Origin of the sequence: Stenotrophomonas maltophilia group sp. Smal13, assembly GCF_030236855.1 — a bacterium.
GTDB lineage: Bacteria > Pseudomonadota > Gammaproteobacteria > Xanthomonadales > Xanthomonadaceae > Stenotrophomonas > Stenotrophomonas maltophilia_A.
Window position 1 is genome coordinate 1 of record NZ_JASJSQ010000142.1, and the last position, 8,392, is coordinate 8,392.

An 8,392-nucleotide genomic window follows, 5' to 3' on the forward strand; every position below is an offset into this window, starting at 1 on the left:
GGAGACAGGAACTTGTCCAAGGCCGGGTGGGTAGGCGGGGCGGGGGTGTCCGCGGCATGGATGCCGCGGCCAAGCCCCAGGGACGGGTTTACGGCGTCCCCCGACCCGCCTACCCACCCGGCCAAACCCATGAACCCGAGCTTTTCAGCGACCAACCCAACCCCACCACGGAGGGGCTCCGCCGTTCGCCGACTCCCGCCGAAGGCGCGCTTTCCACGGAAGAAACAATTTTCAGAGAACGTGTCGATTCCCAGCCCCCTGGTTCGTTGTACCCAGTGAAGGGCACGCACCACGCGTCCCCACGGGAGACCGCAATGAAAGTGATGGTGATCGTGAAGGCCAACGCCGACTCCGAAGCCGGCCGCATGCCCAGCGAACAGGAACTGTCCGAAATGGGCGCCTTCAACGAACAGCTCGTGGCCGCCGGCATCATGCTGGCCGGTGAAGGCCTGCATGCCACCCAGCGCGGACGTCGCATTCATTTCGGCGGCGGCGCGCCGAAGGTCGAGGCCGGTCCGTTTGGCCCCGCCAGCGAACAGATCGCCGGTTTCTGGCTGTGGGAGGTGCGCTCGCTGGACGAGGCCGTTGAATGGGCCAGCCGCGCGCCGTTCAACAGTGGCGGCACGCTGGAGCTGCGCCCGCTGATCTCCGCCGAAGACTTCGGTGAAGCCTTCACCCCGGAATTACAGCAGCAGGAACAGCGTCTGCGTGCACAGTTGGAAGGTTGACCCGGTTCATTTCCCCCGCCGGGCATGGACCGGCGCTACCACCCTGAAACCCACGACGGAGTATTGCCATGAAATTGATTCCCTTCCTCGGCTTCAGCGGCCAGGCCCATGAGGCGATGGCGTTCTATGCAAAGGCACTCGGTGGCCAGGTCACCTCGGAAATGAAATACCGCGACATGCCGCCCTCCGATGGCTCGCCGGGCTGCAACGAGATGCCGCCGGAAACCCTGGACCACGTCGCGCACAGCCAGCTGGAAATCGGTAGCGCCATCGTGATGGCGGCCGACGGTCCCGGCGGTGGCGAGGGTGGCTCGACCACCATCAATGTCGACGTCGACAGCATCGAAGAAGCCGAACGCGTGTTCGCCGCGCTGGCCGACGGTGGCCAGGTGCAGATGCCGATCGCCGAAACGTTCTGGGCGCACCGCTGGGGCATGTTGATCGACCGCTACGGCAAGCCGTGGATGGTCAACTGCATGAAGCAGCCCTGATCCCTCTTCTTTTCATCCACAAGGAGCTTCACCGATGAATGCACCGCAACCGCAGATGATCTTCGTCAATCTTCCGGTGAAGGACCTGGAGAAATCCAAGGCCTTCTTCACCGCGCTGGGCTACAGCTTCAATCCAACTTACACCAACGATGACGCGGCAGGCATGGTCATCAGCGAGAGCATCTACGTGATGCTGCTGACCCAACCTTTTTTCCAGCAGTTCACCAACAAGCCGATTGCCGATGCGCACACCCACACGGAAGTGATCAACGCACTCTCGGCACCCAGTCGCAAGGCAGTTGACGAGTTGGTGGACAAGGCACTGGCCGCCGGCGGCAGCGAACCGCAGCCGGCGCGCGACCTGGGCTTCATGTACCAGCGCGGCTTCCAGGATCTGGATGGCCATCTCTGGGAAATCGCACACATGGACGGCGAACCGGGCTGACGGCCGCCGCAGGGAGAATCCTCATGGCTTACGTGGATGCTTACGTGCTGCCGTGCCCCCAGGACAAGGTGGCGGCCTACCGCCGCCTTGCCCGCAAGGCCGGTGCGGTGTGGAAGGACCATGGCGCGCTGCAGTACATGGAATGCGTGGCTGACGATGTGGAACCGGGAAAGAGCACGTCGTTTCCGCGTGCGGTCAAGGCCAAACCTGGCGAAACGGTGATCGTCGCCTTCGTGGTGTTCCGTTCGCGCGCGGCGCGCGACCGTATCAACGCGAAAGTAATGGCGGACCCGCGGCTGGCATCGCTGGGCCCGAAGGACATGCCGTTCGACACCAAACGCATGTTCTGGGGCGGCTTCAAGCCGATTGTTGAAGCATGAGCCACGGCGCTTGTGCGGGCCGGGCGTGCGTGCTGTGATCGACGCATGCTCGAGCCCGCACTGACGCAGCGTCTGGAAACCCTCTGGCGGATGGAGTCGCCGGTGTTGATCGCGCGCCTGGCGCGGCTGCTCGGGGGCGATGTCGGCCGCGCCGAGGAGCTGGCCCAGGACACCTGGCTGGCCGCGCTGGAGCGCTGGCCGGAGCAGGGCATCCCGGACAACCCCGGAGCCTGGCTGATGACCACTGCGCGCAACCGTGCCATTGATGTGCTGCGCCAGCACCAGCGGGTGGCGCAGCAGCATGCGCAGTGGGGCGAGGAGCTGCATCCGGCGCCGCTGCCGGCGCCCGATGACAGTCAAGCGCTGGAAGATGATCTGGGTGACGACCTGCTGCGGCTGATGTTCGTGGCCTGCCATCCGGTGCTGCCGGCCGATGCACGGGTGGCATTGACCCTGCGCCTGCTCGGTGGCCTGACCACTGTCGAGATCGCGCGCGCCTTCCTGCAGCCCGAGCCGACCATCGCCCAGCGCATCGTGCGCGCCAAGCGCACCTTGGCGCAGAAGCAGGTGCCCTACGAGGTCCCGCGTGCTGACGCGATGCCCGAGCGGCTCACTTCGGTGCTGGAGGCGATCTACCTGGTGTTCAACGAAGGCTATGCGGCCAGTGCCGGTGATGACTGGATGCGTCCGGCGCTGTGCGAGGAGGCATTGCGGCTCGCGCGCATCCTGGCGCACCGGCTGCCGGTGCCGCCGGTGCTGGGCCTGCTGGCGCTGATGGAGCTGCAGGCCTCGCGTGCCGCGGCACGGACCGATGCGCAGGGCGTGCCGGTACTGCTGGACCAGCAGAACCGCGCGCGCTGGGACTGGCTGCAGATTGAACGCGGGCAGCAGGTGCTGGCGCGCGCGCTGGCCGCCGGTGGCGCTGATGATCCCTATGTACTGCAGGCGCGTATCGCAGCGTGCCATGCAGCGGCGCGCCGCCCCGAGGATACCGACTGGCCGCGCATCGCAGCGCTCTATACGCAGCTGCTGCAGGTGCAGCCCTCGCCGGTTGTTGCATTGAACCGGGTCGTGGCGGTGCTGCGCAGTGACGGTGCCTTCGCGGCGTGGGCGCAGCTGCAGCCGTTGCTGGTGGACGCGCGACTGCGCGAGTACGCGCCGCTGCAGGTGGTGCGCGGGGAGTTACTACAGGCGCTGGGGCGCGACCTGGACGCACGTCACGCTTTTGCGGAAGCCGCCAGACTCAGCCAGAACCAGGCAGAGCGGGGCCTGCTGCGGCAACGGGCCGGCCTGCCTCCCACGGAGTGACCTCGACGAAGGCAGCACTTGTCGGCGGGCCCGCGAGCCGTTATGTTTCGCGCCCAGCGGACGCGTCAGCGTCCACTTTCCATGCGTATTGACCGAGGAGCGGTTGGATGTATTCAAGGACGAAGAGCGCATCGCGCGCTTTTGCGCGCCTGCTTGCCTGTGCCCTGTGCCTGGCCGTATGGCCGATGGCCGTGCAGGCGGCAGACAAATCACAGCAGGCCTATTGGGCCGGTTTTGCCTATACCGCTGATGCCGCTGCCGTGCAGGCGACCACGCCGCATGCGCACGCCGTGCTGGAAAAGCGTGGCTTGATCCCGCTCAACCAGACCCTGGGGCAGGGGCTCAAGCGTCGCCCGCCGGCCAATCTGGAACTGATCGACCAGCCGGTGGCGATGCTCGACGGCACCACCAGTGCGACAGTGCTGGCCGCGGCACTGGACCGCGAACTGGTCTCGGTCGAGCCGATTGGTGACCAGTACAAGGTGCTGGTGGAAGTGGCGCTGCAGGCGCTGTTCTTCGATTTCCGCGAGCGCCAGGTGATCGCGTCCTATCCGCTTACCCTGCAGCGCATCGACGTGCAGGATTACCGGCCGGACAACGACGATATCGACGCGATCGTCGCCGATCTCCTGTATGGCAGCGCCGATACCAGCCTGTCGCAGGTGCTGGCTGCCAGCCTCGCCCAGGCCAGGCTGCCCGATGCCGCCGTGCGTCGCCTGCAGGTCGGTGGCGTAACCCTGTCCGACGCGGTCCGCGCCAAGCTGCCCGACCCGAAGTGGGAAGCCCCGCTGCGCGCCACGCTGGCCCATGAGCTGTCCAAGACGCTGTCGTCCAATACCGGCGTTGGCCTGCTGCCGCCGGCCTCGGGCCAGGCGATCGGTGGTGCGATGGCGGCGCGCTTTGCCGACGGCAAGGTCTACCAGCTGAAGATTCCCGAGCCGGACTACGTCATCAACCTGCAGGTGGATGCGCTGAAGAACGGCGTGATCGAAGAAACGCCGGCGATGAAGACGATGCTGTTCGGCGCGTTCTTCACCGCCAAGGTGACCGAGCCGTTCTCCGGCAAGGTCTATTTCGAACAGCCGCTGCGCAAGGGTGCCACCAAGGTGGTGCCGGTCACGCAGTGGCAGGTCGACCAGTGGTCGGCCAGCTACGAAACCCTGCTGGCCGGCTTCGACGCCTTCGCCGGCGCCGCCGCCAAGCGCGCCGATTCGCGCGGCTGGCTGGACGAACAGAAGCCGGGCGGCCGCCCGTTGCAGCAGCAGACCCAAGCCCTCCAGGAGTTGATCAAGTCATGTCGTTGATGCGTACCATCCTGCTCATCCTCATCGCCCTGGTGGTGGCCTCCCCGGTCGCTGCACAGACCGCCAGTTCACGCGGTACCGGTTCGGCCAGCTACGGCCTGCGCCTGAGTGCCGACACCCGCGCCCAGGCCCTGAACAAGGCCAAGGTCAATGCACTGGAGGCGTACATCGCCGAAACCGGTGCGGCCAAGCTGCGCCTGTTCGAAGCACGTCGCTCCGAGTTCATCGGCGAGATCGACCGCTACGTGCTCAGCGCCGTGCAGCTGTCGGACACCGAAGACAAGAAGGCCAAGACCTACACCGTCACCGTCCGCGCCGAGATCAACACCACACTGCTGCAGACCAAGCTGGATGCCGGCTCGGCCGTGGCCGGTGCCACCGCCGCGCAGCGCTCGCTGCTGACCTTCCTGTTCATGGCGCGCTCGCAGGACACCGTGCAGTCGTTCCAGGACAAGGAATACCGCCGCGTCGACGCCAGCAGCAGCTACAGCGAGAACACCCGTGAAGGCGACAGCTTCCGCGGCAACTCGGTCAGCACCAACGGCAGCATCAACCAGAATGGTTCGATGTCGGTCACCAGCGGCGGCAGCACCACCCAGCGCAGCGACAACATCAGCTGGAAGGTGGCCAACGCCGCCGAAGTGAACACCGCGATGACCGGCGCCTTCAGCGCCGCCGGCTACGAAGTGGTTGAAGCCGAATACGTGGAAGGCGAATCGCGCGGCCTGCTCAGCATCGAGCGTATCCGCAAGGACTTCAGCACCGGCAACGACCTGGCTCCGGCCACCCTGCGTGATACCGCCAACGGCATCCGTGCGGCCAACATCCCGTACATCGCCGTCGGCACCCTCGACGTCGGCATGCGCGACCGCGACCCGGCCAGCGGCAACACCCGCGTGTTCGTCACGGTCACCGGCAAGGTGCTGGACGTGACCGGTCGCTTCCCGCGCACCGTGTCGTCGGTGGGCCCGGTGCAGTTCTCCGGTACCGGCCCGAACGAAACCGTCGCCCGTACCAACGCGCTGCAGCTGGCGGCTGAAAAGGCTGCCCAGCAGATGATCAACGAACTGAACGTCAAGGCAGTTCGTTGATCCGCCACCCCGGTGGGTGCCGAGCTCGCTCGGCATCGCCCTGGGGTTACCGATTTCCCACGTGCCGCTTCGCGGCCGTCTCTCCCAAAAGGACACTCACATGATCCGCAATACCGCTCTTGTCGTGGCCATCGCTGCCGCCACCCTGTCGATGCCGGCCCACGCTGGCCTGGGCAAGCTGAAGGACCTGGCTGGCGCCGCTACCGGCACCTCCAGCAGCAGCGCCTCCAGCGCCGCCGCTCCGGACGAAGCCGCGCAGGAAGCGCTGGTGCGTCGTTTCGTCAGCTCGCAGTCGCACTCGCTGCAGGCCCAGACCTCGTTTGCCCGCGCCTTCGGCCTGGCCGAGCAGGTGCAGCTGCTGGAAGCAGAGCGCCAGGCGCTGTCGTCGGGTTCGGTCAGCGTCGATGCGATGAAGAAGTCGGTGTCGGTCAGTGAAGCTGCGCAGGCGGCGATCAACGAGCGCCAGGCTGCACAGCCGGAACTGAACGCTGAATCCAAGCAGCACTACGCCGAAGGCCTGGTCTCGCTGCTGTCCTCGGCGGCCGAAGCACAGAAGCTGGGCGGCGAAGCCAGCAACTTCACCGCCGGCATGAAGAACCTGGGCGCGACCCAGCTGGCCACCGTCGGCCGCAAGCTGGCAGCAGGTGCATGGGTGGCCAAGGAATCGCCGGGCTTCATCCAGGGCCTGTACGGTTCGACCAAGTCGGCCGTGACCTTCGCCAAGAAGAGCAAGGTGAAGGTGCCGTCCAACGCCGATTCGATGCTCGACACGCTCTGATCCGAGGCGAATCTCCATGCGTATGACCTACCGTTTGATCGGCCTGGGCCTGGCTGCCACGCTGCTTGCAGCCTGTGGCAAGCAGGACACCCCGGCCGCCGCGCCCGCCAAGGACAAGGCAACCAGTGCACTGGCCAGCAATGCGCCAGTGGAAGCAGCGCCCCTGCGTGGCACGCCGGATTTCGGCGGCACCACCCAGGTCGCGCGCGAAGCCGACGGCATCGGCAGCACCCCGGAACTGGCGGTGCTGGCGGCATTGCAGTCGGCGGTGGCGCAGGTCAACGGCGTACGCGTGGCCAGCCAGATGCAGAGCCTGCGTGCAGGCCTGCATGTGGATGTGGATGACGAACACGTCGGCGATATCCGCGCCGACGCGTTCACCCAGCAGATGATCGCCGGCTCGCAGGGCGCGGTGCTGGGCTATGAAATACTGTCGCAGGATGAAGTACGGCAGCTGGACGAGGAAACCATCGCCCGCGTGCGCGCCAGCGACGAAGGCTGGAGCTTCAAGGGCTCGGCGTCGGCCAGTGCCTCCGGCGAAGCATCGGCCAAGAGCGGTTCGGCCTCGGCCAGCGTCAGGGAAAGCTACGACGAGAAGGTCAACGTCGATGCCAAGCGTGGCGCCAGTTCGTTCGATTCCGACGTGACCCATCGCAGCATGCGCAGCTACTGGAAGGTGCGCGTGCGCGCACAGATTGCCCAGTACCGCGCGCCGGACGAGCAGGGCAAGCCGAAGATCGTGGTTGCACTGCCGCGCACCAAGGCCGGCAGCTATGCCGTGGGCGACGGGCGCGTGGACGCGGACGAAGTGGCCGACGCGATCCGCGCACGCCTGTCCGACACGTTGACCCAGACCCAGCGCTTCATCGTGCTGGACCGAGAGTTCGGCGACGAACTGCAGGCCGAGATCGACCACATCAACAGCGGCAACGTGCGCCTGCAGGACACCGCACGCGTCGGCCAGCAGCTGGCGACCGACCTGATCCTGATCCCGACCATCGAACGCTTCGAGTACCCGCGCAGCGTGCGCAACCTGCGCATGTCCGACCGCCAGGTGACCTCGTACTCCGGAGGCGGCCGCATTACCCTGCGCCTGATCAACGCCACCACCGGCCAGGTGGTGATGTCCGACAGCTTCGATCACCAGCTGGCCTCGACCGGCCCGAGCACCCTGCCGCGCGTGGTCAACGGCCGCAACATGGCCGCGGCGATGATGGAATCGCTGTCCGGCCAGATCGGCACCACCATCGTCACCACGCTGTTCCCGGTGTCGGTGGTTTCGGTGGACGGAGACCAGGTGGTGCTGAGCCAGGGCGGTGACACCGTGCAGGCCGGCCAGCGCTGGCAGGCCGTGCGCCTGGGCGAAGAACTGAAGGACCCGCAGACCGGTCGCTCGCTGGGCCGCAGCGAACACCCGTGCTGCACCATCCGCATCGACCGCGTGGCTGCACAGACCTCGTACGGCACCATCGAAGACGGCGTCGACGCCATGCGCGGCGGCTTCCGTCCGGGCCAGATTGAACTGCGCCAGAAGCTGGGCAGCAAGCCGGCCGCTGCCGCTGCCGGCGCAACGGCCTCGGCTGCACCGGCCGCCGCCGCGCGCCCGGCGGCCAAGCCGAAGCCCAAGCCCGCTGCCGCCCCGGCCGAAGACCCGAACTGGTAACACGCCAAGGCAGCACACAGATGGGGTCAGAGCCCTTTCCCGCAGGGAAAGGGAACTGACCCCTTCTTGTTTCCGTCCGTGTCGACCAAGGTCGACACCTACCACAGCGGCGTGTCGACCAAGGTCGACACCTACCAGCAGCGGTGTGTCGACCAAGGTCGACACCTACCAACAGCGGTGTGTCGACCAAGGTCGACACCTACC

General features: G+C 66.5%; 9 protein-coding genes. All 9 read left to right on the forward strand.

The annotated features are described in order from the left end of the window. The first annotated feature begins 314 nt into the window (after positions 1-314). The 9 genes from QRO95_RS24510 to QRO95_RS24550 all read left to right on the forward strand — a co-directional run bounded on the left by QRO95_RS24510 (position 315) and on the right by QRO95_RS24550 (position 8,188). Positions 315-728, forward strand: a complete 414-nt coding sequence (locus tag QRO95_RS24510) for a YciI family protein (RefSeq protein WP_032128774.1) — start codon at positions 315-317, stop codon at positions 726-728. A 68-nt stretch (positions 729-796) separates the two neighbouring features. Next, positions 797-1,219 (forward strand): VOC family protein, encoded by a 423-nt coding sequence (locus tag QRO95_RS24515; RefSeq protein ID WP_012509913.1) that lies wholly within the window; start codon positions 797-799, stop codon positions 1,217-1,219. 34 nt (positions 1,220-1,253) lie between these two features. Then, positions 1,254-1,664 carry a VOC family protein gene (locus QRO95_RS24520; protein ID WP_032128772.1) on the forward strand — a complete coding sequence of 137 codons (411 nt, stop codon included), beginning with the start codon at positions 1,254-1,256 and terminating at the stop codon, positions 1,662-1,664. A 23-nt stretch (positions 1,665-1,687) separates the two neighbouring features. After that, entirely contained in the window at positions 1,688-2,044 is a 357-nt protein-coding gene (locus QRO95_RS24525; RefSeq protein ID WP_032128771.1) for a DUF1428 domain-containing protein, read from the forward strand. A gap of 45 nt (positions 2,045-2,089) precedes the next feature. Then, positions 2,090-3,352: an RNA polymerase sigma factor gene (locus QRO95_RS24530; protein ID WP_032128770.1), complete on the forward strand. Its 1,263-nt coding sequence runs from the start codon at positions 2,090-2,092 to the stop codon at positions 3,350-3,352. Between the two features lie 107 nt (positions 3,353-3,459). After that, entirely contained in the window at positions 3,460-4,656 is a 1,197-nt protein-coding gene (locus QRO95_RS24535) for a hypothetical protein (RefSeq protein ID WP_049398325.1), read from the forward strand. Further along, positions 4,647-5,747: a hypothetical protein gene (locus QRO95_RS24540; RefSeq protein WP_049398326.1), complete on the forward strand. Its 1,101-nt coding sequence runs from the start codon at positions 4,647-4,649 to the stop codon at positions 5,745-5,747. Before QRO95_RS24535 ends, QRO95_RS24540 begins: the two co-directional genes overlap by 10 nt. Positions 5,748-5,847: 100 nt before the next feature. Next, a complete protein-coding gene (locus QRO95_RS24545) occupies positions 5,848-6,525 on the forward strand; it encodes a hypothetical protein (RefSeq protein ID WP_049398327.1) in 678 nt (225 codons plus the stop codon). Positions 6,526-6,541: 16 nt separating this feature from the next. After that, positions 6,542-8,188, forward strand: coding sequence for a CsgG/HfaB family protein (locus QRO95_RS24550; protein WP_032128766.1), 1,647 nt, complete (start codon positions 6,542-6,544; stop codon positions 8,186-8,188). Positions 8,189-8,392 lie beyond the last annotated feature (204 nt).